16 protein-coding genes are annotated in these 22,525 nt (G+C 44.7%); 8 read left to right on the forward strand and 8 right to left on the reverse strand.

Annotated features, from left to right (window positions below; translation table 11 throughout):
• Nucleotides 1-52: 52 nt before the first annotated feature.
• Nucleotides 53-1,318, reverse strand: coding sequence for an imidazolonepropionase (gene hutI, locus D8797_RS07690; protein WP_125379999.1), 1,266 nt, complete (start codon nt 1,316-1,318; stop codon nt 53-55).
• A gap of 196 nt (nt 1,319-1,514) precedes the next feature.
• Between hutI and hutU the strand changes: the two genes are divergently transcribed.
• From hutU to hutG, 8 genes are all read left to right on the forward strand, one after another.
• Nucleotides 1,515-3,545, forward strand: a complete 2,031-nt coding sequence (gene hutU / locus D8797_RS07695; protein WP_125380002.1) for a urocanate hydratase — start codon at nt 1,515-1,517, stop codon at nt 3,543-3,545.
• Between the two features lie 115 nt (nt 3,546-3,660).
• Complete coding sequence (gene ftcD, locus D8797_RS07700) at nt 3,661-4,560, forward strand: glutamate formimidoyltransferase (RefSeq protein WP_002903832.1); 900 nt, start codon at nt 3,661-3,663, stop codon at nt 4,558-4,560.
• 14 nt (nt 4,561-4,574) lie between these two features.
• Nucleotides 4,575-5,201, forward strand: coding sequence for a cyclodeaminase/cyclohydrolase family protein (locus tag D8797_RS07705; protein ID WP_125380004.1), 627 nt, complete (start codon nt 4,575-4,577; stop codon nt 5,199-5,201).
• A 66-nt stretch (nt 5,202-5,267) separates the two neighbouring features.
• Nucleotides 5,268-6,941, forward strand: coding sequence for a formate--tetrahydrofolate ligase (locus D8797_RS07710; protein WP_125380006.1), 1,674 nt, complete (start codon nt 5,268-5,270; stop codon nt 6,939-6,941).
• A gap of 12 nt (nt 6,942-6,953) precedes the next feature.
• Nucleotides 6,954-7,553, forward strand: coding sequence for a HutD/Ves family protein (locus tag D8797_RS07715; RefSeq protein ID WP_125380008.1), 600 nt, complete (start codon nt 6,954-6,956; stop codon nt 7,551-7,553).
• A 75-nt stretch (nt 7,554-7,628) separates the two neighbouring features.
• Nucleotides 7,629-8,981, forward strand: coding sequence for an APC family permease (locus D8797_RS07720; RefSeq protein ID WP_048764755.1), 1,353 nt, complete (start codon nt 7,629-7,631; stop codon nt 8,979-8,981).
• Between the two features lie 5 nt (nt 8,982-8,986).
• Entirely contained in the window at nt 8,987-10,528 is a 1,542-nt protein-coding gene (gene hutH / locus D8797_RS07725; protein ID WP_185780855.1) for a histidine ammonia-lyase, read from the forward strand.
• A gap of 141 nt (nt 10,529-10,669) precedes the next feature.
• On the forward strand, nt 10,670-11,659 hold the full coding sequence (gene hutG / locus D8797_RS07730) for a formimidoylglutamase (RefSeq protein ID WP_048764757.1): 990 nt from the start codon (nt 10,670-10,672) through the stop codon (nt 11,657-11,659).
• A 78-nt stretch (nt 11,660-11,737) separates the two neighbouring features.
• On the opposite strand, the gene D8797_RS07735 is transcribed toward hutG, so the two are convergent.
• The 7 genes from D8797_RS07735 to D8797_RS07765 all read right to left on the reverse strand — a co-directional run bounded on the left by D8797_RS07735 (nt 11,738) and on the right by D8797_RS07765 (nt 22,493).
• Nucleotides 11,738-14,767 carry an ATP-binding protein gene (locus tag D8797_RS07735; RefSeq protein WP_125380013.1) on the reverse strand — a complete coding sequence of 1,010 codons (3,030 nt, stop codon included), beginning with the start codon at nt 14,765-14,767 and terminating at the stop codon, nt 11,738-11,740.
• Nucleotides 14,768-14,933: 166 nt separating this feature from the next.
• Nucleotides 14,934-15,812, reverse strand: a complete 879-nt coding sequence (gene metF, locus D8797_RS07740; RefSeq protein ID WP_045497984.1) for a methylenetetrahydrofolate reductase [NAD(P)H] — start codon at nt 15,810-15,812, stop codon at nt 14,934-14,936.
• A gap of 103 nt (nt 15,813-15,915) precedes the next feature.
• Entirely contained in the window at nt 15,916-18,168 is a 2,253-nt protein-coding gene (gene metE, locus D8797_RS07745; protein ID WP_125380015.1) for a 5-methyltetrahydropteroyltriglutamate--homocysteine S-methyltransferase, read from the reverse strand.
• A 377-nt stretch (nt 18,169-18,545) separates the two neighbouring features.
• Nucleotides 18,546-19,631: a HigA family addiction module antitoxin gene (locus tag D8797_RS07750; RefSeq protein ID WP_125380017.1), complete on the reverse strand. Its 1,086-nt coding sequence runs from the start codon at nt 19,629-19,631 to the stop codon at nt 18,546-18,548.
• Nucleotides 19,624-19,962 (reverse strand): type II toxin-antitoxin system RelE/ParE family toxin, encoded by a 339-nt coding sequence (locus D8797_RS07755; protein ID WP_125380019.1) that lies wholly within the window; start codon nt 19,960-19,962, stop codon nt 19,624-19,626. The genes D8797_RS07750 and D8797_RS07755 overlap by 8 nt, the downstream gene beginning before the upstream one ends.
• 130 nt (nt 19,963-20,092) lie before the next feature.
• Entirely contained in the window at nt 20,093-21,694 is a 1,602-nt protein-coding gene (locus tag D8797_RS07760; protein WP_125380021.1) for a type I restriction-modification system subunit M, read from the reverse strand.
• 43 nt (nt 21,695-21,737) lie between these two features.
• On the reverse strand, nt 21,738-22,493 hold the full coding sequence (locus D8797_RS07765; RefSeq protein WP_125380023.1) for a hypothetical protein: 756 nt from the start codon (nt 22,491-22,493) through the stop codon (nt 21,738-21,740).
• Between the last annotated feature and the right edge of the window lie 32 nt (nt 22,494-22,525).

The following is a 22,525-nucleotide window of genomic DNA, read 5'->3' on the forward strand; positions in this document are numbered from 1 at the left end:
AACTTCTAAGAAAATCTTTGCTATCACATGGAAATGGAACTGACTTGTAAGATTAGACGATTCTACCCTGATCAACAACCAACTTGCCTGCCTTATAAACCTGATGGGTCAGGTTGGTCGCAAAGAAATAAAGTGGATAGTCAATGTTCTTAGCGTCTAGGATGGTAATGTCCGCCTGCTTGCCAGTGTCAAAGCTGCCAATCTTATCTTGACGGTTAACTGAGTAGGCCGCATTGATGGTTACAGCGTTGAGAACTTCTACTGGCGTCAGACGCATCATAAAGCAGCCCAGCTGCATAACGAACTGCAGGTTAGCAGTTGGGCAGGAGCCTGGATTGCTGTCGGTGGTCAGAGTGATAGCCATACCAGCTTCTAACATCTTGCGGGCTGGTGCATAGGTATCTTCCATCAGACTGAAGGTAGTTGCTGGTAGGAGATTACCGATAACTTTAGCTTCCGCCATCTTGCGAATACCTTCATCGGTCGCTACCATCAAGTGCTCTGCACTCGTTGCTCCAAGTTCAGCTGCTACATCTACTCCGCCGATAGACTCGATTTCATCAGCATGGATACGAAGCTTGAAGCCCATTTCCTTAGCCTTAGAAAGCAAGTAGCGTGACTCGTCAGCTGTAAAGACGCCTTTTTCACAGAAAATATCACAGAACTCAGCTAGATTTTCTGCTTTTACCCGAGGCAGCATTTCCTCAACGATGAGCTCCAGATATTCCTGAGAGCGTCCTTTGTATTCTGGTGGAACGGCGTGGGCAGCCATAAAGGTCGAAACTAAATCAATATCATGGTCACGGTCCAGAGCCCCAACAACATCCAGCTGGCGCTTCTCTGTTTCCCAGTCCAGACCGTAGCCACTCTTGGCCTCAACAGTCGTCACCCCATGAAGCAGCATATAGTCCAGCAGTCTCTTGGACTTATCGTAGAGAGTATCAAAAGAAGCTTCTCGCGTCGCCCGGACCGTGCTAAGAATACCGCCACCTTGAGCAAGAATTTCCAGATAAGGGACACCGGCTAATTTCTTAGCAAATTCATGCTCTCGGCTACCACCGTAGACCAAGTGAGTGTGACAGTCGATTAAGCCGGGCGTCGCAATCTTGCCCTCATAAGACTGAATCTTAGTATCTGTTCCAACCAGACTGGCATCTGGCTCTCCACTGCCAACTGCTAGGATTTTGCCGTCTTTGACTGCAATGTAGCCGTCTTCCAAAACCTGAGCTTCCTTCATTTCCTCGCCAAAAAGTGGATGACCGAGATCCTCGGGACAGAAGACTTGATTAAAGTGAGTTAATAGTAAATCAGCAGTCATGCTTGTTCCTCCATTTCATTTTCCAACTTATTCGCTTTTCATCATAATACACTATCGTCAAATTATAGTCAAAAACCAATATATATTGGATATATTGATATTTTTTATCTTTAGAAATATTTTCTTGACTTTGTACTGACGGCGTTGTTATAAAATAAGGTCAAATCTTAAGTTATTTTACAAGGAGGAAATAAACATGTCATTCTACAGCGAACAAGATATTGCAGCAGCAATGACCGTCAAATTAGACGATGTATTACCTGAAAAAACGGTTTTCCAAGAAGGCATCCGTCGCGCACCTGACCGGGGCTTCCGTTTGACCCAAGCTCAAACCGAAATTGCTCTTAAAAATGCCCTTCGCTATATTCCAAAGAGATTCCATGAGGAAGTAATTCCAGAATTCTTGGAAGAACTGAAAACTCGCGGACGAATTTATGGCTACCGCTGGCGTCCAAAAGAACGCATCTACGGCAAACCAATTGACGAGTATAAAGGGAACTGTACTGCAGCCAAAGCTATGCAGGTCATGATTGACAACAACCTGAGCTTTGAAATCGCCCTTTATCCTTATGAATTGGTTACCTACGGAGAAACTGGATCTGTCTGCGCTAACTGGATGCAGTACAACCTGATCAAGAAATACTTGGAAGTCATGACTGACCATCAAACCTTGGTCGTGGAATCTGGCCACCCGCTCGGACTCTTCAAGTCCAAACCAGAAGCACCTCGTGTTATCATCACCAACGGCCTCTTGGTCGGTGAATACGACAATATGAAGGACTGGGAAATTGCAGAAGAAATGGGCGTGACCAACTATGGTCAAATGACAGCCGGCGGCTGGATGTACATCGGCCCTCAAGGTATCGTCCATGGCACTTTCAACACCCTCCTCAATGCTGGGCGCTTGAAACTGGGTGTAGCTGACGACGGAGACCTGACTGGCAAACTCTTCATCTCTTCTGGTCTGGGCGGCATGAGTGGAGCTCAAGGGAAAGCAGCAGAAATTGCTAAAGCTGTAGCAATCATAGCTGAAGTAGACCAATCTCGAATTGAAACCCGCCACTCCCAAGGCTGGATTAGCCAATTGGCTGAAAGTCCAAAAGAAGCAATTGACTTGGCTCAAAAAGCTCTGGAAGCTGGCGAATCCACTTCTATTGCCTATCATGGTAACATTGTAGACCTCTTGGAATACGTCAACGAGAACAATATCCATGTAGACCTACTATCTGACCAAACTTCTTGCCACAATGTTTACGACGGCGGCTACTGTCCGGCTGGTATCAGCTTTGAAGAACGGACTCGCCTCCTGGCTGAAGATAAGGAAACCTTTGTCAAGCTGGTTGACCAAACCTTAGAACGTCACTTCAAGGCAATTAAGACCTTGACTAGCAATGGCACCTACTTCTTTGACTATGGTAATGCCTTTATGAAGGCAGTCTATGACTCTGGCATCAAGGAAATTTCTAAGAATGGCTTTGACGACAAAGACGGCTTCATCTGGCCATCCTATGTAGAAGATATCATGGGCCCAATGCTCTTTGACTATGGTTATGGTCCTTTCCGTTGGGTATGTCTGAGCGGTAAGCACGAAGACCTGGTCGCTACTGACCACGCTGCTATGGAAGTGATCGATCCTAACCGCCGCTACCAAGACCGCGATAACTACAACTGGATCCGCGACGCAGAAAAGAACCAGTTGGTTGTTGGAACCCAGGCGCGGATTCTCTACCAAGACTGTATGGGTCGTGTTAATATCGCCCTCAAGTTCAATGAATTAGTACGCGAAGGCAAGATTGGTCCTGTCATGATCGGCCGTGACCACCACGACGTATCTGGTACTGATTCTCCATTCCGTGAAACTTCTAATATTAAGGATGGTTCTAATGTTACCTGCGACATGGCTGTGCAATGTTACGCTGGTAATGCCGCTCGTGGTATGAGTCTGGTAGCTCTCCACAACGGTGGCGGAACTGGTATCGGTAAAGCAATCAACGGTGGCTTTGGCTTGGTACTGGACGGAAGCGAACGCATTGATGAAATCATCAAATCTGCTATCGCTTGGGATACAATCGGCGGAGTTGCTCGTCGTAACTGGGCACGTAATGAGCATGCTATTGAGACAGCTATCGAGTACAACCGTCTCCACCAAGGAACAGACCACATCACTATTCCGTACTTAACTGACGAAGATTTGGTCAAAGAATCTGTTAAGAAATTGTTCGAATAGGAAAAACTTGTCCCCCAACTTCTGAACTGAGCTAGGCCTCACACCTAGCTCAGCTGGAAGTTCCACTTTATCTACTTTGTAAATTTTAACAACATATATCACGAGGTAATATCTTATGGCAAAAATTGTTGAATGTATTCCTAACTTTTCTGAAGGCCGCAACCAAGCGGTCATTGACGGTCTAGTGGAAGTAGCTAAGAGTGTGCCAGGCGTAACACTTTTGGACCACTCTTCTGATGCCAGCCACAACCGCAGCGTCTTTACCTTGGTTGGTGATGATCAAAATATTCAGGAAGTTGCTTTCCGTTTGGTCAAATACGCTTCTGAAAATATTGACTTGACCAAGCACCAAGGTGAACACCCTCGTATGGGCGCAACTGATGTCCTGCCTTTTGTACCGATCAAGGACATCACAAGTGAGGAATGCGTCGAAATTGCGAAGACAGTATCTGAGCGAATCAACCGTGAGCTCGGTATTCCTATCTTCCTCTATGAAGATGCAGCGACTCGTCCTGAGCGTAAAAATTTGGCTAAAGTTCGTAAAGGACAATTTGAAGGCATGCCTGAAAAACTCTTGGAACCTGACTGGGCGCCTGACTACGGTGAAAGAAAGATTCACCCAACTGCTGGTGTCACTGCTGTCGGAGCTAGAATGCCGCTCATCGCCTACAATATCAACTTGGATACAGACAATCTGGAAATTGCCAACAACATTGCCAAAATCATCCGTGGATCAAGCGGTGGCTACAAGTATTGTAAAGCTATCGGTGTTATGCTGGAAGACCGCAACATTGCTCAGGTTTCCATCAACATGGTCAATCTGGAAAAATTCCCACTCTATCGTGTCTTTGAAACTGTTCGCTTTGAAGCCAAACGTTACGGAGTTGGAATCCTCGGCTCAGAAGTCATCGGTCTGGCTCCAGCCAAGGCTTTGATTGACGCAGCAGAATACTATCTGCAAATCGAAGACTTTGACTACGGCAAGCAAGTTCTGGAAAACCATTTGCTGGGCTAGGAGGACAGAAACCTATGAAATTAGTAGATTTAAGTTTGACAGAATTTGCCCAAGTCCTAGGCTCAGATGCTCCTGCACCGGGAGGCGGCTCTGCCGCTGCTCTTTCCGCAGCCAACGGTATTTCCCTGACTAAGATGGTCTGCGAATTAACCCTAGGCAAGAAAAAATACGCAGAATTTGAAGCAGAGATTGCTCAAGTGCACGCAGAAAGTGCACGCTTGCAAGAAAGCTTGCTCGCAGCTATCGACAAGGACACCGAAGCCTTCAATCTAGTCTCCGCTGTCTTTGATATGCCTAAGGAGACAGAGGAAGACAAGGCTGCCCGTCGAGAAGCTATGCAACAAGCTCTCAAGGAAGCGACCAAGTCACCTTATGGCATGATGGAAGACATCTTGGCTGCCTTGCAAACAACTCAAAAGGCTGTCGGCAAGTCCAATACCAATGCTGCCAGCGACCTGGGGGTAGCAGCTCTCAATCTTAAGGCTGGCCTGCAAGGGGCTTGGCTCAATGTCCTCATCAACCTGTCAGGTGTCAAGGATGAAGCTTTTGTTGCAGACTACCACAGCAAGGGGGAAGAGCTCCTACAAAAAGGCTGCGCTCTTGCAGATGAAATTTATCAAGAAATTTTGAAAGTTGTCTAATAGATAAACGGAAGAGAAGTTCACTCTTTCCTGTGAATGGACTTCCTCTTCTCAAGAGGTAACAATATGGTTTTATCAGATATTGAAATTGCGAATTCGGTTCAAATGAAGCCCATCAAAGAAGTGGCAGAAAAGCTAGGAATTGCTGAAGACGCCTTGTCTCTTTATGGAAATTACAAGGCAAAAATCAGTGCCGGCCAACTGGAAGCTTTAAAAGACAGGCCAGACGGCAAACTGATTCTCGTGACCGCTATTTCCCCGACACCAGCTGGAGAAGGTAAGACTACGACTTCTGTCGGATTAGTCGATGCTCTAGCTGCTATCGGTAAAAAAGCCGTTATCGCTCTGCGGGAACCTTCACTCGGACCTGTCTTTGGTATCAAGGGCGGTGCTGCTGGCGGTGGGCACGCTCAGGTGATGCCTATGGAGGACATCAACCTCCACTTCACTGGTGACTTTCATGCTATCGGTGTTGCCAACAACCTGCTGGCGGCCCTCATTGACAACCACATCCACCATGGCAATGCCTTAGGCATTGATTCTCGCCGCATCACTTGGAAGCGGGCAGTAGATATGAATGACCGGCAGTTGCGCCACATTGTGGATGGCTTGCAAGGTAAAGTCAACGGTGTTCCGCGTGAAGATGGATTTGATATTACAGTTGCTTCTGAGGTTATGGCTATTCTCTGTCTGTCAGAAAATATCACTGACCTCAAGAACCGCTTGGAAAAAATCATCATTGGTTACAGCTTTGAAGGTAAGCCAGTAACTGCCAAGGATCTGAAAGCTGGTGGCGCTATGGCTGCTGTGCTCAAAGACGCTATCCATCCAAACTTGGTTCAAACTCTGGAACACACACCAGCCTTGATTCACGGTGGACCTTTTGCCAACATTGCCCATGGCTGTAACAGTGTCCTAGCTACCAAGCTGGCTCTCAAATATGCCGACTATGCAGTCACAGAAGCTGGTTTCGGTGCTGACCTCGGTGCTGAAAAATTCATCGATATCAAGTGTCGTACATCTGGCCTTCGTCCAGCGGCTGTAGTTCTGGTTGCTACCATCCGCGCTCTCAAGATGCATGGTGGTGTGGCTAAGAGCGACCTGGCTGAAGAAAATGTCCAAGCCGTTGTAGATGGTCTGCCAAACTTAGAAAAACATCTGGAAAATATTCAAGATGTTTATGGATTGCCAGCAGTCGTTGCCATCAATAAATTCCCGCTAGACACCGAAGCAGAATTGCAAGCAGTTTATGACGCTTGCCAAAAACGCGGCGTTGACGTAGTGATTTCCGACGTTTGGGCAAATGGCGGAGCCGGCGGTAAAGAGTTGGCTGAAAAAGTCGTTGAACTGGCTGAAGGAGACAATCACTTCCAATTTGTATATAATGAAGAGGACTCTATTGAAACCAAGCTGAACAAAATTGTTACTAAGGTCTACGGAGGCAAGGGCGTTCGCCTGACTCCTGCTGCTAAACGCGAGCTCAAACAACTGGAAGAGCTGGGCTTCTCCAACTATCCTATCTGTATGGCTAAGACTCAGTACTCCTTCTCAGACGATGCTAAGAAACTGGGCGCACCTAAAGACTTTGTCGTGACGATCAGCCAGCTCAAAGTTTCTGCTGGTGCAGGCTTTATCGTCGCTCTGACTGGTGCGATCATGACCATGCCAGGGTTGCCTAAAATGCCAGCCAGCGAAAAGATTGATGTTGACAAAGACGGCAATATCAGCGGTTTGTTCTAATAAATACCAAAAATGACAAATGTAACCCTTCTAAAATCAAACGATTTTCAAGTTTCCGATTGGTCGGGGGGAAAGACAAAACAACTTTATCTTTCCCCGCCAACTGGCCACTATGGCAAGCGTGACTTTGACTATCGACTCTCAACAGCGACTGTGGAGTTGGCTGAAAGTCAGTTTTCTGACCTCAGCGGCTTTCACCGCATTCTCATGAGCCTGGACCATACACTTCATCTCCACAATGCCAGCCGGCAGGCGGAAACGGTTCTAGCTCCCTTTACCCCCTATTTTTTCGAAGGGAGTGATTCTATCACAAGTCGTGGGACTTGTACCGACTTTAATTTAATTTACAGCGACCATTATCAGGGACAGATGCTTGCCATCTCGGATGGACAAGAGCTTAGCCGAGATGAAGCCATTCAATTTATCTATGCCTTAGAGAATCTGACAGTGACAGGTACAAACCTGCCATCGCTTAACCTAGAGACAGGGCAACTTCTGATAGTGGAAAAAGAGGCTCAGGAAACTGAGCTGCAAATAATGTTTTCGAGTAACCAGCCACAAGGAACGCCCCTTGCTATATGGGCTGGTTTGACCCATATCCCTACTAAGTAAAGATACAAGGATGTCCTATCATCGTTCTATCTTTACTTGGAAAGGATCCCATATCTCTAAAGGAGAAACATTATTATGAATGCGACTAAACTCACTGCACAAGAACAAGAGCGAGAAAATGCGAAATTCAGCTTTTCTGGCGCTACTCTCTATGGTATCAATGCTGTTATCGGTTCAGGAATTTTCCTCCTGCCTCAAAAGATTTATAAAGGACTGGGTCCTGCTTCTCTAGCTGTCATGCTGGGAACTGCCCTCCTCGTTATTCTCTTAGCCGTCTGCTTGGCAGAAACTGCTGGTTATTTTAATAAAAACGGCGGAGCCTTCCAATATTCCAAAGCAGCCTTTGGGGACTTTGTCGGATTTAATGTTGGCTTCCTAGGCTGGGCGGTTACCATCATCGCTTGGTCCGCTATGGCAGCAGGATTTGCGCGACTTTTTGTCATTACTTTTAAATCCTTTGCCCCCTATGAACTTCTGCTCAGTGTGAGCCTGATTATCCTACTCAGTCTGATGAATATATCAGGTCTTAAGACTTCCAAAATGTTCACCTTGACCGCAACCGTAGCAAAGCTCATCCCAATTGTCGCTTTCAGTCTATGTGCGATTTTCTTCATCAAAGGAGGAATTGACAAAGGAAACTTCACTCCGTTTCTTCAGCTAGAACCTGGCGTAGATATCATGAAAGCCATCTCTAGTACAGCTATCTACATTTTCTACGGTTTCATCGGATTTGAAACCATGTCTATCGTTGCTGGTGAAATGCGCAATCCAGAAAAGAATGTGCCTCGGGCTATTTTGGGCTCTATCAGTATTGTCTCTGTTCTCTATATGCTGATTATCGCAGGAACTATCGCCATGTTAGGCAGCCGAATCCTGCAAACAGATGCCTCTGTGCAAGACGCCTTTGTCGAAATGATTGGCCCTGCTGGAGCATGGATTGTTTCTATCGGAGCGCTGATCTCTATTGCTGGACTTAACATCGGGGAATCTATCATGGTCCCACGTTATGGTGCAGCCATTGCAGATGAAGGCTTGTTACCTAAAAAAATCGCTGAAACCAATGCTAAAAACGCCCCTGTAATTGCCATTATTATCTCCGGACTTTTGGCCATCGCCTTGCTCTTTACAGGAACATTTGAAGTATTAGCGGCTCTCAGCGTAGTCTTCCGCTTCTTCCAATACATCCCAACTGCTCTAGCCGTATTGGTATTGAGAAAGAAATATCCAGATAAGAAAGTGGTCTTCCGCGTTCCATTTGGTCCTGTCATCCCAATTTTAGCGGTCCTAATCAGCCTCGTCATGATTTGGGGTGAAAATCCAATGAACTATGTCTATGGTCTCATCGGTGTCCTTGTCGCCAGCGCAGTCTACTATATCTACATAGTACTGATTTGTAAAAATAAAGTTCTTGAACAAAAAGGAGAATGAATCTTATGACACATGTAATCAATTTGGATGGCGAACACCTTACTTTAGAAGATGTCATTGCAGTAGCTCGTCATGGAGCTATCTGCGAAATAAACCAAGAAGCTAAGAAATCTGTAGAAGCTTCCCGTAAAATCGTAGATGACATCGTCCGCGAAAAGCGGGTAGTCTACGGTGTTACGACTGGATTTGGCTCCCTCTGCAATGTCAGCATCTCGCCAGAAGATACGACTCAACTGCAGGAAAACTTGATTCGCACCCATGCTTCAGGCTATGGCGATCCCCTTCCTGAAGATGCAGTTCGTGCTATCATGTTAATTCGGATTAATTCTCTGGTCAAGGGCTATTCTGGTATCCGGCTCTCTACTGTCGAAAAACTTCTGGAATTGCTCAATAAAGGCGTCGTGCCATTTATTCCAGAAAAGGGCTCTTTGGGAGCTTCTGGCGACTTGGCACCGTTGGCTCACATGGTTCTGCCTATGTTAGGACTTGGCCGTGCTTACTATCAAGGCCAATTGCTCTCTGGAGAAGAAGCTTTGGACAAGGCTGGTATCGAGAAAATTGCTCTAGCAGCCAAGGAAGGGCTGGCACTGATTAACGGTACAACTGTCCTGACAGGTATCGGAGCTTTGGCTACCTACGATGCCATCCAGCTTCTTAAACTGTCAGATGTCGCTGGTGCGCTTTCCATGGAGGTCCACAATGGCATTACCAGTCCTTTCGAAGAAGACTTACATACCATTCGTCCTCAGAGCGGACAGCTGGCTACAGCCCGCAATATTCGCAACCTTCTGGAAGGCAGTGGTAATACGACTGTAGCCACTCAACAACGGGTCCAAGACCCATATACCCTGCGTTGTATCCCGCAGATTCATGGTGCCAGCAAGGACTCTATCGCTTATGTCAAGACCAAGGTTGAGATTGAAATCAACTCCGTCACAGACAACCCTATCATCACCAAGGAAGGCCATGTCATCTCAGGCGGTAACTTCCACGGAGAACCAATGGCTCAGCCATTTGACTTCCTCGGCATCGCTATTTCTGAAATCGGTAATGTATCCGAGCGTCGTGTAGAACGTCTGGTCAACAGCCAACTGAGCAAGCTCCCATCCTTCTTGGTCAAACACCCAGGCCTCAACTCTGGCTTTATGATTACTCAGTATGCTTGTGCTTCGCTTGCTTCTGAAAACAAGGTTCTAGCTCATCCTGCCAGCGTAGACTCTATCCCATCTTGTGAAAACCAAGAAGACTTTGTCAGCATGGGAACTACTGCAGCACGCAAGGCAGCTGAAATTCTCAAGAATTCTCGCCGCATCGTGGCAACAGAAATCATGGCAGCCTGCCAAGCTCTGGATCTGAAACCAGAAAACCATGAACTGGGCAAAGGAACTAAGCCAGCCTACGACCTCTTCCGTCAGCATGTCCGCTTTATTGAGTTTGATAAGGATATCGAAATCTACGAAGAGCTCAACAAGGCTTCTGAGCTGATTGAAAGCGATGAATTTCTAGCAGCCGTTGAAAAGGCTGTGGACTTGAGCATTCAGTTCTAAAGCTGATGACTCTGTAAAAAGTTAACCTAAGAAGCCCGCTCTCATGCAGCTGGGCTTCTTTTCCCGCCAAAAGCCATTGACAGGCTTAGCGGAAACTCTTATAATAAAGTCGCAACTATCGTTATGGAAAAGGACAAAATTATGTTAGAAGATTACTATCAGCTAGACAACCGTTACTATCAGCGAGGTCCAGAGGACAATCTATATACTGCTAAGTGGGGCATGGTCATTGAGTTTCTGGACTTAAATGATCCTAGCCTAACCCCTTTTGAAGGGGTAAACTTTGCCTTGATTGGCTTCAAGAGCGACAAGGGTGTCTATATCAATAACGGCCGAGTGGGCGCAGTTGAGGGCCCTCAAGCCATCCGAACTCAGCTGGCCAAGCTTCCTTGGCATCTAGGTAGAAACGTTCGCGTCTTTGACGTTGGCGATATCGACGGTCCTAACCGCTCTCTGGAACAACTGCAGCAAAGCTTGGCGCGAGCAGTCAAACGCCTGCGAGAGCTTAATCTCCGACCCATCGTTCTAGGCGGCGGTCACGAAACAGCCTACGGCAACTATCTAGGTCTCAAGTCGTCACTAAATCCTGACCAAAACTTAGCTGTGATCAATATGGATGCCCATTTTGACCTACGCCCCTACGATCAGACGGGTCCCAACTCCGGTACCGGTTTTCGTCAAATGTTTGATGACACCTTAGCTCAGAAACAGATCTTTAACTATCTCATCCTAGGGATTCAGGAGCATAATAACAATCTCTTTCTCTTTGACTTTGTAGCCAAATCTAAGGCTATCCAGTTCCTGACTGGAATGGACATTTACCAAATGGGTCACAAGGAAGTCTGCAAGGTAGTTGATGCTTTTCTAGCCGATAAAGAGCAGGTCTATTTAACCATTGATATTGACTGCTTTGCAGCTGGCGCCGCTCCTGGTGTCAGTGCCATCCAGTCGCTAGGTGTGGATCCCAATCTGGCTGTGCTGGTCTTCCAGCACATCGCCGCGTCAGGCAAACTGATTGGCTTTGACATCGTCGAAGTCTCTCCACCTCACGATATAGATAACCACACGGCCAACCTAGCCGCCAGTTTTGTCTTTTACCTAACCCAAATCTGGGCACAAGTACATGACTAATGGGGATTTAAAAACCTCATTAGAAACATCAAAAGAGGATGAATATAACTTTCATCCTCTTTTATTTGTGTTCAATTCTTAAGACAAGGTTCGACGTAAGTTTTCTAATTCCTTTAGTTGATGACGATCCCGGTAGGGATTGAGCTGGCTTTTGGCTGTTTCATAGTAGGTTTCAAAGTCCTGATCTAGTAAATTTTCAAAACCAGCTTCTTGCAAACTGCCAGCCAGCTGGCGATACTTGATCACAGCCATCAGATAGTAGATCAAGCCCTTGTCCCGCGGATTGCCATAGCGACTAATGAGACTATCCTTTTTCCGCAGCAGATCAAGCACCGGCTGGTAATCCCCCTTCTCGCAGCCAATCAAGGCCAAATAAACTTCCAACTGGGTCTCCTTCCAAGGAAAGCTGAGCGACTTTAGGGCTACTTTCGCTTTCAGCAAGATCCGCTCTGCCTGTTCATAATCTTTTAGCTGATAATAAGTCAGCCCCAAGCCTATATAGAAAGCAAAAATCGAAGGCTCTGCTGTTTTATTTTCCGTCAGCTCAATCGCCTCTTTCTGATGAGCCAGCGCTGTCTGGAAATTCCCACGAATCTGCTCAATCTCTGCCAGATAATCTAGAGCTGCCGCAATCTGAATCGAATACTTTGAGCGCAACGAAGCCGTCAAACTAAAGCAATCGATAGACTGGTAGAGATGACGAAGCGACTGCTCCTCATCTCCAATCATGAGATGATAAAGCCCCTTAAGTCGAAGATTCATTGCAATAGCTTCGTGATTATTGGCCTGAACTGAAGCATCCAGAGCCAACTCCGTATAATAGCGCATCTCAGGAATATTCTCCGTCTGGATGCAATAGTAGATCATCTGCCGATAGCCTTCTAGGAGAAAATCCATCTGCTGCAGCTCTTTAGCAGAAGCAATCACCTGCTGGATGTTGTCCATTCCCTGCTGGTAATTCCCCGTCCGGATAGCATAGCGCCCTTCCAGATAGAGGAAGCGGAGAACCAATAGCTGAAAATCTTTGTGATTCTGGTGTTTTCTCTCTAAGTCCTCTACCTCCCGGCGGATACGATCAAACTGGTCCAAAACCGCTGACTGATCAGTATCATCCGTCTTTTCAATAAAGCCAAACTCCCGCGAATAAATCGGAAAGAGCTCATGATGAAACTGCAAGGTGGCCTCGAGATAATGCAGCTCATACTCCAAAGACTTAATCGGCTGCTTGGACAGCTTATAATGATAGGCAATGTCATTGAGCAGCTGAGCATGATAAAGAGAGGCTCCCAGCTGGTCTTCCATGCCTTGGGCAATCTGATGATGTAGCATTCGCTTCTTGGCAAGCGGCAAGCGCTCATAAGCATAAATCCGCAAAAGCTCTTGGCTGAATCGTAAAACCAATTCCTCCTGCTCCTCTTCTATTAAAAGCTGTTTTTGCCCAAATCCTTCCGCAATTTCAACCACTTCTTCCACAGATAGGCCTAACAACTGAGCTAAGAGCGCTACCGACGCAGGGGAACTAAAGCAAGCCAGATAATCAACCAATTCCTCCTCCTGGCTGCTCAAATAGCCTAATTTCAGAGATAGTTTTGCTTTAATAGCTGAGGTCAATGGCTGGAATTTTTCACCTCGCAAAAGCTGCTCCGCATACTCCGACAGAAAGAAAGGAATGCCCTGACTGACCCGATAAATAGCCTCAAGCCGTTCTTCAGATATGACTAACTGTCCCGTCTGGGCCTGTAAATAAGCCACACTTGCCTTAAAATCCAGCGGCTGCAGTTCAATGCAGTCTAGCTGACTACGAAGCAATAAGTGATTGAAAAAGCGTCCAAGATAAGGTGGCGTACTCAGATGCTTGGTCAACACAAAGGCTACTGGATAATCCCTCAAATGGTTCATAACCTGCTCTAAAACAGCCACACTAGGCTCATCCATCCAGTGACAGTCCTCAACCAAGATCACCAAAGCCTTTTTCTTAGAAATCTTTTGCAAAATATCCAGCACAAACCGAGCCAGATGATCCGTATTCAGCTCAAGATCCGAAGCCTCACCTGCCATCATCGGAAAATAACTATCCAAAATAACCTGCCACTGGCTGGTCGAAAGGATCTGATGCTGAATGACTAAGTCTCCCAATCCATCTAGCAGACTGCGCCAAGGCTGCAATCCAACCGTCATTTCTTCCTTGAAGCACTCTGCCATAACAATCTGGAAATACTTGGTCTGATTAGCCAGTACCTGTCGGGTTACTGTCCGTTTGCCGATGCCAGTACCACCGACTAAGAGCAGCGCACGAGGTTCTTGCCTCTCTATAATCTTAGAAAAATAAGATTCCAAACGCTTGATTTCATCCACTCGGCCAAAAAAGTGGTCTGTATTACGTAAAAATTGCTTGATTTTACGTTCACTGCGATCCTTGGCCATCACTTCATGATACAGCTGTTGGATTGCTTCATTCGGACTAATCCCCAATTCCTTGTCCAAGAGATTGACCAATTTATAATAAGTCTCAATCACCTTACCAGGTCGATCATTTTCCTGATAAAGCTTCATCAGCAAATGATAATTCTTTTCATCAAACTCATCGATACTGATCATACGGCGCAGATTCCGCTCTGATTCCTCCAAATTTGACGGATCTTTTTCCAACTTTTGATAGCAAGCCTGGGTATAGATCTGCTCATATCGCGTCCGCATCTTGGACACCCAATAGTCAAAGGCTTCACTGTCCTTGAGATAGAAGCCCTGCAGAAAATCACCCTGATAGAGCGACAGATGCTCCGCTGGATGGTCCGTGAAAATTTCTACATCACTTTCAATCGCACACTCGGGATTAAGCGACAGCACAGTCCGGTTGGGAGCAACAACCCATTCTCCACCTAGTAACTTATTGGCTTGATAAATTGTGTTGCGCAGATTCTTTTTGGCAGTCTGATTATCCTTGTTTTCCCAGAGGATTCCTGCAATCTCCTCCCGATTGACTGCTCCATTGATATGGAGATAATAGAGCAGAGCATTGATTTTGGCAAAAGGAAAAAAGACCTCCTCTTGATTGAGAAAGACACTCGGACTTCCCAGCAATTTCAACTTCAAACGATCTTCGGTCATGTAAACGCCTCCAAGAAAGCTTATAAAACTAATATAAACAAAATAAGACATTTTAGCAAGCAAGAAAAGAACGACTCTATCATTTATCAGCTTCTAAATGATCAAAATCTATAAACAAAAACCACTAAACAGCAAATGAATCTGATTAGTGGTTTCTTCATTCATCTTAAAAAGATTGAACGGATGGGGTATGGTTAAAGAGCGCATGGGTCGCCTTATAGATATGGTAAGCTGTTGCCGCGTTATTCATCGTATAGAGATGGATCCCTGCTACATCATGGGTCACCAAATCGACAATTTGATCCACCGCATAGGCTAAACCAGCTGTCCGCAGGGATTCTGGATCATGTTCATACTTATCCAGAATAGCCTTGAATTTGCGCGGAAGATGAATGTTCTCACACGTTTTCAAAAGGCGAAGCGCTTGGTTTCGGTTAAGAATAGGCATGATACCTGCATGAATCGGAACATCAATTCCTGCCAAGGTACACTTATCTTGGAAATCATAGAAACGTTCATTGTCAAAGAAGAGCTGAGTGACAAGACTAGAGCAGCCTGCATCCACTTTCTTCTTGAGATTCTGAATATCTGAGATCTGGTTTGGTGAGTCTGGGTGACCTTCTGGATAGCAAGCACCGATGATGTCAAAATGTGGTGCCTCTGTCTTGATATACTCAATCAAGTCAGTCGCATATCTAAAATCATCCTTGGGAGCCACATCTGGAAAAATATCGCCCCGCAAAGCCAAAATCTGATTGACCCCAACCCGATCCAAAGCCTGCAAGATATTGGATACCATTTCCTTGGTTAGATAAACAGCTGGCAAATGGGCAATCGTTGGAATCTCAAGGTCATTGGAGATGAACTCAGCCAAACGAACCGTTGTCTCCTCAATATCAAATTTATTATTGCTGGCAGTCACACTGATAAAGTGAGGAGCCAGATCTTGCATCTCCCTCAACGCCTGAAAAATCTTATCATTGCCTACTGCCGGATTAGGAGGAAATACTTCAAATGAGAGACTAGGAGTTTGGCGATTCACCATAGAGATAAAATTCCTTTCAATCTACTAACTAGCAGCCTATAACAAATCTGCAAACAGCTTTGTTGCAGGTTTATCAGAGCTGAGTTTAAATGTAGAAATAATATTAATTCAGTTTTTGTCTAGCTGCTTTAGCCGCTTCTACAAGGCGGATCAAGCTTTCTTTTGTTTCTGGGATACCACGTGTTTTCAAACCACAGTCAGGGTTGATCCAAACTTTCTTGCTTGGTACTTTGGCAAGGATAGCTTCGATGGTGTGGTCGATTTCTCCTTCATTTGGCACACGAGGTGAGTGGATATCGTAAACCCCAGGTCCCACTTCTGTTTGGAAGTTTTTCGCTTTGAGTTCATCCAAGATTTCAAGGTTTGAACGGCTTGCTTCAAAGGAAATAACGTCCGCATCCATGTTGTCGATAGCTGGGATGATATCTGTAAATTCTGAGTAACACATGTGAGTGTGGATTTGAGTATCTGGCGCTACTGTTGAGTGTACCAAGCGGAAGGCAGGAATTGCCCAGTCAAGGTAGTCTTCATACCAGTCGCTACGACGAAGTGGCAATTTCTCACGAAGAGCAGCCTCGTCGATTTGGATGATTTTCACACCAGCAGCTTCAAGGTCAAGAACTTCATCCTTAATGGCAAGAGCGATTTGAAGAGTTGAGTCCTTGATAGAAATGTCTTCACGTGGGAATGACCAGTTGAGGATGGTAACCGGTCCAGTCAACATACCTTTAACAGGTTTGTCAGTACGGCTTTGAGCATAGCTAGACCATTTGACAGTGATTGGGTTAAGACGAGTGACATCACCCCAGATGATTGGTGGTTTCACCCCACGCATACCGTATGATTGTACCCAACCATTCTTAGAGAAGAGGTAACCTGATAAGTTTTGACCGAAGTACTCAACCATGTCATTACGCTCGAACTCACCGTGTACAAGCACGTCAAATCCAACTTCTTCTTGCCATTTAATCCATTCGTCGATGGTTTCAGCAAGAAAGGCATCGTATTCTTCTTGTGACAATTCACCCTTACGGAAGGCCAAGCGTTTGGCACGAACTTCCTTAGTTTGAGGGAATGAACCGATGGTTGTTGTTGGAAGAGCTGGAAGTTTGAAGGCATCTTCTTGGATCGCTTCACGTTCTGCAAAGGCTGGCAAACGAGTGTAGTCTGCGTCTGTCAATCCAGCGATGCGAGCACGAAGTTCCGCATTTTCACCAACACGTTCAGTCGCAAAAAGTTCTTTATTTGCTGCAAGTGCTTCTGCACCTTGACCGTTACGGATGGCATCCAAGTCACGAAGTTCTTCCAATTTTTCAACCGCAAAGGCAAAGTGGTTCAAGATTGCTGGCTCAAATTCTTCGTTAGCTGTTGTAAATGGCACATGAAGAAGTGAGCATGAGCTTGTCAAAACGATGTTTTCAGCTGGGATTTGCTCAAGAACAGCCAAGCTCTTTTCATAGTTGTTACGCCAGATATTCTTACCATTGACAATACCTGCATAAAGAGTCTTGTCAGCTGGGAATCCACCTTTAACCAATTCAAGAGTTTTCTTACCTTCAACGAAGTCCAAACCGATGGCATCTACTGGCAAGTTCACAAGGTCAGTATAAACGTCACGAACGTCACCAAAATAAGTTTGAAGCAAAACTTCAAGACCTTTTTTGTCAGCCAAGAGTTTGTTGTAGAGATTCAAGAAGAGAGCTTTTTCTTCAGCAGTCAAGTCTTTGACAAGAGCCGCTTCATCCAGTTGGATACGAGTTGCACCAAGTTCAGCCAATTTTGCAAAAACTTCTTGGTAAGCAGCCACAAAGCTGTCTACGAAGTCTTCTGCTTTCACGCCTTCTTCAAAGTCTGACAATTGAAGGAAAGTAAATGGACCTACAAGAACAGGACGAGTGTTCAATCCAAGTTCTTTTGCTTCTTGGAATTCGTCAAAGATCTTGTGACCTGCAAGTTTGACTTGAGTATCTTTTTCAAACTTAGGCACGATGTAGTGGTAGTTGGTGTTGAACCATTTCTTCATTGGAAGGGCACGAACGTCCCCTTTTTCTCCTTGGTAACCACGCGCCAAAGCAAAGTAGCGCTCAAGGTCAGTCAAGTCCAAGCTTTGAACTGAAGCAGGTACCACGTTGAAGAGGAAAGCTGCATCAAGGAAGTTGTCATAGTGAGAAAAGTCATTTGATGGAATTTCAGTGATGCCCTTTTCTTTGACAATGTTCCAGTGCTTGGCACGCAAGTCTTTCGCCGCTGCCAAGAGTTCGTCTGCTGAGATTTCATTTCTAAAGTATTTTTCAGTTGTAAATTTTAATTCGCGGAATTCACCCAAACGAGGGAAACCAATGATAGTCGTTGACATAAACGTCCTCCAAAAATTGTTGTTGAAACTATCTTAACAGAAAATCCGCCCTCTGTATAATTGGAATTTCCCAGAGTTTGATATAGTTTAAAACTATATCACTATTATATACAAAAGAAAAAGATTTGAGACACATGTCTCAAATCCCTTTTTTTGCTTGTTTTTAAGTTACATACTAGTTTATAGATTAAAACAGGCTATCGCTAATTCTTATAAACAACTATGACTTGTTATTAGAAAAGACTATAGGTTATCTAAATTTTGATATTTTTGATTTCTCTTATCGCTTTTTAATAAAATGAGCGAATCAATTGGAGTCCACTGCTAACTATACTAAACTTTAAGCATCTTTTCATCTTCTAGGACTTCCAAAACAATCAAGAAACAAAATAATAATTGGTTTTTAGTTCTCGGAAACGATCAAAACTGAGAATGCCCTCGTTTTGTAATCTTCCTAGAACAATACTCGGGTGAGTATCTATTTCCTCAGCAAATTGAAGGATGTCTGACTTATCAAAGTTTCCTTTTTCTACAAAAGTTTGATAGTCTTCAGGTCTAATCAAGAAATCTTTTGCAAACTGGTCTGCCTGTTCCTCAGAACGTCGGTATGAGTCACTGTTTCCGTCTTCAGATGAAAAATCGTTCTGTAAAATGTGTCCAATCTCATGGAAAAGTGAGAACCAGAAAATATCGGATGCCTTGTTTCGGTCTGTCAATAATAGCAAGGCACTACCATTGCTAAATTTTTTTGTAGCGCCATTCAGATTAGCATTTGCCAAAGCAGGTAGACCGACTAGAACAACACCACAGTCTAGCAAGATGTCAGACAAGCGTTGAGGAAAGACCTCTGGATCTTGTCTGGTCAACTTTCTCAAAGCAGGTAGGCTTCTCTCTAACTTTCTACGATTGAGCTTGGTAGTCGTTTTATCACGCGCTTTTTTAGATGCCAACTCCAGCATGATATTGGAGTTTACTATACTTTTAGGCGTAAACTCACGTGTATTACGGTAGCTAACTAGATGGTTGAAAGTCGTGAGGTTTTTTAAATTCGCCACACCTAAAATCTTGCGAAGCTCGACAATCTTTTCTTTCAAGGTATAGCGTTTGTCTGGAACGTAGCCTTCTTCCTTAAAATACTTGAAATCAATCATCTCACAGATTTCTTTCTCGCTACCTTCTTCTAGCTCTCTTTGTTCTGCAATCTCTGCAACCTTTACATCGTAAGTATTCTGAAGATTGAGCCAGGTTTGCATGGAAACTCCGCTTAGCTTAGCTAACTTATGAGCAGTTTCCTTACTAATGGATTCCTCAGCATTGACGAGTTTGCTGACAGTCTTTGCAGAAACTCCCAAACGCTCCGCAAATTCTTTTTGCGTTACATTATAATCTTCAATCAACTCCTCAACATACTGACCTGGATGAAAAGCAATCAGGTCTTTGTATTCAACAATTTTATTACTCATAGTGATTGCTGACCTCCTCTATTTTTAGAATTTCGATTTCAACGGGACTAGGAAATACCTTTTCTAGATCCTCATCACGAAATTCTACAATCAACCGATAGGAACTCCTTCGACCATCTATATCCAAAGCAAACTGTCCCTGTCTCTTTCCCTTGAGTTGGTGAAAGTGATATTTAGGAAAAGCTGTCACACTAGCCAAAGAATCCGCCGCTTCCAAAAAGTTGATCAACTGATGCAACTTTACAGCAAGCTTATCCGAAAAATCCTTTTTCGCCTGCCTCAGCTCTGTGCACTGCTTTTTAACAGTTTTGTTTGTATAGATAAGCTTCATAAGTCCCTTTCTGTTAAATTAAATTACCTTTTGGGTAATTTAATTATAGCATCTTTAGACAATAAAAACCAGCCAAAAGTTAATTTGGCTGGGATTTTAAGTCGGGTTGACGTATCTCACTACTTTCCCATCACCCTTTGAACTCCTTCAGAAACTGTTTGAGCTCAGCATCTGCTTCTGGTGTGGTTCCGTGGAGTTGGTTCAGCATTTTAAGTAGAGAAGCTGTTTGGCTTTCAATTGCTTTATTTGTCTCGTTAATCTTGCTGACGATGTCTGTCAGTGGCTCGACTTCTTCTTCCTCAAAGGTATCTACATAGCGAGGGATATTGAGATTGTAGTCATTTTCGACGATTTCTTCATAGCTTGCTAGGTGGGCAAACTTATCAATCTCCTCACGAGACTTGTAGGCTTCCAGAATCTTCTCGATATGGACATCCGTCATGATATTTTGATTTTTCCCCTTATCAAACTCCCTAGAGGCATCGATAAAGTAGACATCACGATTGATGCGGTTCTTTTTGAGAATGATAACCGTGGTCGGAATGCTTGTATTGAAAAAGATATTGGCAGGAAGACCGATAACAGTGTCAATGGCTCCTTCTTCTAACAAGGCTTTGCGAATGGTTCCCTCCGCATTGCCACGGAAAAGAACACCGTGGGGAAGGACGATAGCCATAACCCCATTATCCTGCTTGAGGTGGTAATATCCATGCAAGAGGAAGGCAAAGTCAGCCTTGGACTGAGGCGCAAGTTTTCCAAATGGAGAGAAACGGGGATCATTCATGAATCCAGAACTAGCAGACCACTTGGCTGAGTATGGAGGGTTCATGAGAACACCGTCAAAGTTGGTCGGTTCTTGAGTCGGCCAGTCTTCGTCTAGTGTATCGGCATTGTGTAGAAATTGATTCTCAACTGGAACACCATGTAGGATCATGTTCATCCGAGCCAGATTATAGGTCGAAGTATTGAGCTCCTGACCAAAGTAGACGACTGTCTGGGGTTTGCGAGAATATTTCTTAGCATTGAGCAAGAGAGAGCCAGAGCCCATAGTCGCGTCATAGATGGTAAAGCCTAGCTGGTCCTCACGACCCAAAAAGGCAATCTGAGTCATGAGCTTGGCAACAGGCTGAGGCGTATAAAACTCACCTGCCTTCTTACCCGAATCAGTCGCAAACTGACCGATCAGATATTCATAGGCATCCCCCAGCATATCTCCAGCATGACCAGCTACATCTAGCACAGCCAACTCTTTCATGACTGCTGCCACCGTTTGGTTTTGCTTTTGCGGAGTTGCTCCTAGCTTTTTAGAGTAGAGGTCGATATCTTCAAAGAGATTTTCATAGAGATCGTCACTCTGCTCGATGTCACGAAAACCTTGAGCCAAGTCTTCCAGCTGGAAAGTCCCCTCATTGACACGTGCTACCAGAGCCGTAAAGGTTAAGTCTGGCTTGATGATATAGTTAAGCTCATCATTCATGACAGAGACCAGATCCTCATGGGTATCCGCATCCTCGTAGTAGTTGCGATAGACATCAAGGGCAGCCTCAAGACTATCCGTCCTCTCCTCCATGGTCTCCGCCACGAAAAAGAGCATCTTGTCTGACAGATACTTATAAAAGACCATGCCCAAAAGATAGGACTTGTAGTCATTAGCATCCATCTTAGATCGGAGAACATCCGCTGAGTTCCACAGAGCTTGGTAGAGCGACTGGGAAGTTTGTGTTGTTTCCATAATGTTTCTTTCTAGGTTTTGCAATTTATTTTTAAACAAGCTTTCATTTATAACAAATCACTTCATTTTCAATCGTTCGAATCAAATCTAAAGGAATAGAAGAGACTGGAAGTTGATAAACGATGTTTTTTCGCGGGTTATAAAATCCAAGATTTTGGATAGAAAGGAAATCGGGGTCAAAGGAATGTAGCCCCATGATATAGTATACAAGGACTTGTAGTGTATGGTCTTTATTAGGAGCTGTTTTAGTCACCTTAAAATCCCACAGTGTATCCTTGGTAAGAAAATCTCCATCACCCTTGTCAATCGTATCTGTATAGCCTCCAAGAAAATGAAAGCTATCTTTTACCAAAGGACCATAGAGATCGAAGAAGCAAAGACTTCGCTCCACCATGATGCAAATATTCTCTACCGTTTCTGCATCTACTATAATTTCCTCAAAAGGCTTATAATACTTAATTCCTGCACGAAAAACGACATCAAAGGATGCTAGACGACAAGCACTTTCTATCGATACCTCATCCAATCCTGTAACCAAATCAAGAAGTGCTTCTGCTAGGTCTCCCATTTCCACCATCTGAGCTCCCTTGAGAGAAATTCTGAAAGCATCACGGGCTTCTGCCCCTTTCATAAAGCGTGTCAAGTAGTCCACACAAATCCCCACTAAACTAGGAGATACAGATTCTACTGGATGCAGAACTCTGTGATCTTCGAACTGCTCTACTGAAAATAACTTGATGGGCAGATAACCACCACGAGGTTGGTTAATTTCTTTTATACGTTGTGTTACAGATACCATGGTAACTCCTTTAAGTATATAAATATACTAGC

This window comes from Streptococcus cristatus, from assembly GCF_003944225.1.
Taxonomy (GTDB): Bacteria; Bacillota; Bacilli; order Lactobacillales; family Streptococcaceae; genus Streptococcus; species Streptococcus cristatus_K.

Excerpts from the sequence above, each read along its gene's own strand:
- hutG (WP_048764757.1), top strand. The coding sequence starts at position 10,670 with ATGTTAGAAGATTACTATCAGCTAGACAACCGTTACTATCAGCGAGGT.
- D8797_RS07750 (WP_125380017.1), bottom strand. The coding sequence starts at position 19,631 with ATGAGTAATAAAATTGTTGAATACAAAGACCTGATTGCTTTTCATCCA.
- D8797_RS07765 (WP_125380023.1), bottom strand. The coding sequence starts at position 22,493 with ATGGTATCTGTAACACAACGTATAAAAGAAATTAACCAACCTCGTGGT.
- hutI (WP_125379999.1), bottom strand. The coding sequence starts at position 1,318 with ATGACTGCTGATTTACTATTAACTCACTTTAATCAAGTCTTCTGTCCC.
- D8797_RS07710 (WP_125380006.1), top strand. The coding sequence starts at position 5,268 with ATGGTTTTATCAGATATTGAAATTGCGAATTCGGTTCAAATGAAGCCC.
- ftcD (WP_002903832.1), top strand. The coding sequence starts at position 3,661 with ATGGCAAAAATTGTTGAATGTATTCCTAACTTTTCTGAAGGCCGCAAC.
- D8797_RS07760 (WP_125380021.1), bottom strand. The coding sequence starts at position 21,694 with ATGGAAACAACACAAACTTCCCAGTCGCTCTACCAAGCTCTGTGGAAC.
- D8797_RS07755 (WP_125380019.1), bottom strand. The coding sequence starts at position 19,962 with ATGAAGCTTATCTATACAAACAAAACTGTTAAAAAGCAGTGCACAGAG.
- hutH (WP_185780855.1), top strand. The coding sequence starts at position 8,987 with ATGACACATGTAATCAATTTGGATGGCGAACACCTTACTTTAGAAGAT.
- D8797_RS07705 (WP_125380004.1), top strand. The coding sequence starts at position 4,575 with ATGAAATTAGTAGATTTAAGTTTGACAGAATTTGCCCAAGTCCTAGGC.
- metF (WP_045497984.1), bottom strand. The coding sequence starts at position 15,812 with ATGGTGAATCGCCAAACTCCTAGTCTCTCATTTGAAGTATTTCCTCCT.
- D8797_RS07720 (WP_048764755.1), top strand. The coding sequence starts at position 7,629 with ATGAATGCGACTAAACTCACTGCACAAGAACAAGAGCGAGAAAATGCG.
- D8797_RS07715 (WP_125380008.1), top strand. The coding sequence starts at position 6,954 with ATGACAAATGTAACCCTTCTAAAATCAAACGATTTTCAAGTTTCCGAT.
- D8797_RS07735 (WP_125380013.1), bottom strand. The coding sequence starts at position 14,767 with ATGACCGAAGATCGTTTGAAGTTGAAATTGCTGGGAAGTCCGAGTGTC.
- metE (WP_125380015.1), bottom strand. The coding sequence starts at position 18,168 with ATGTCAACGACTATCATTGGTTTCCCTCGTTTGGGTGAATTCCGCGAA.
- hutU (WP_125380002.1), top strand. The coding sequence starts at position 1,515 with ATGTCATTCTACAGCGAACAAGATATTGCAGCAGCAATGACCGTCAAA.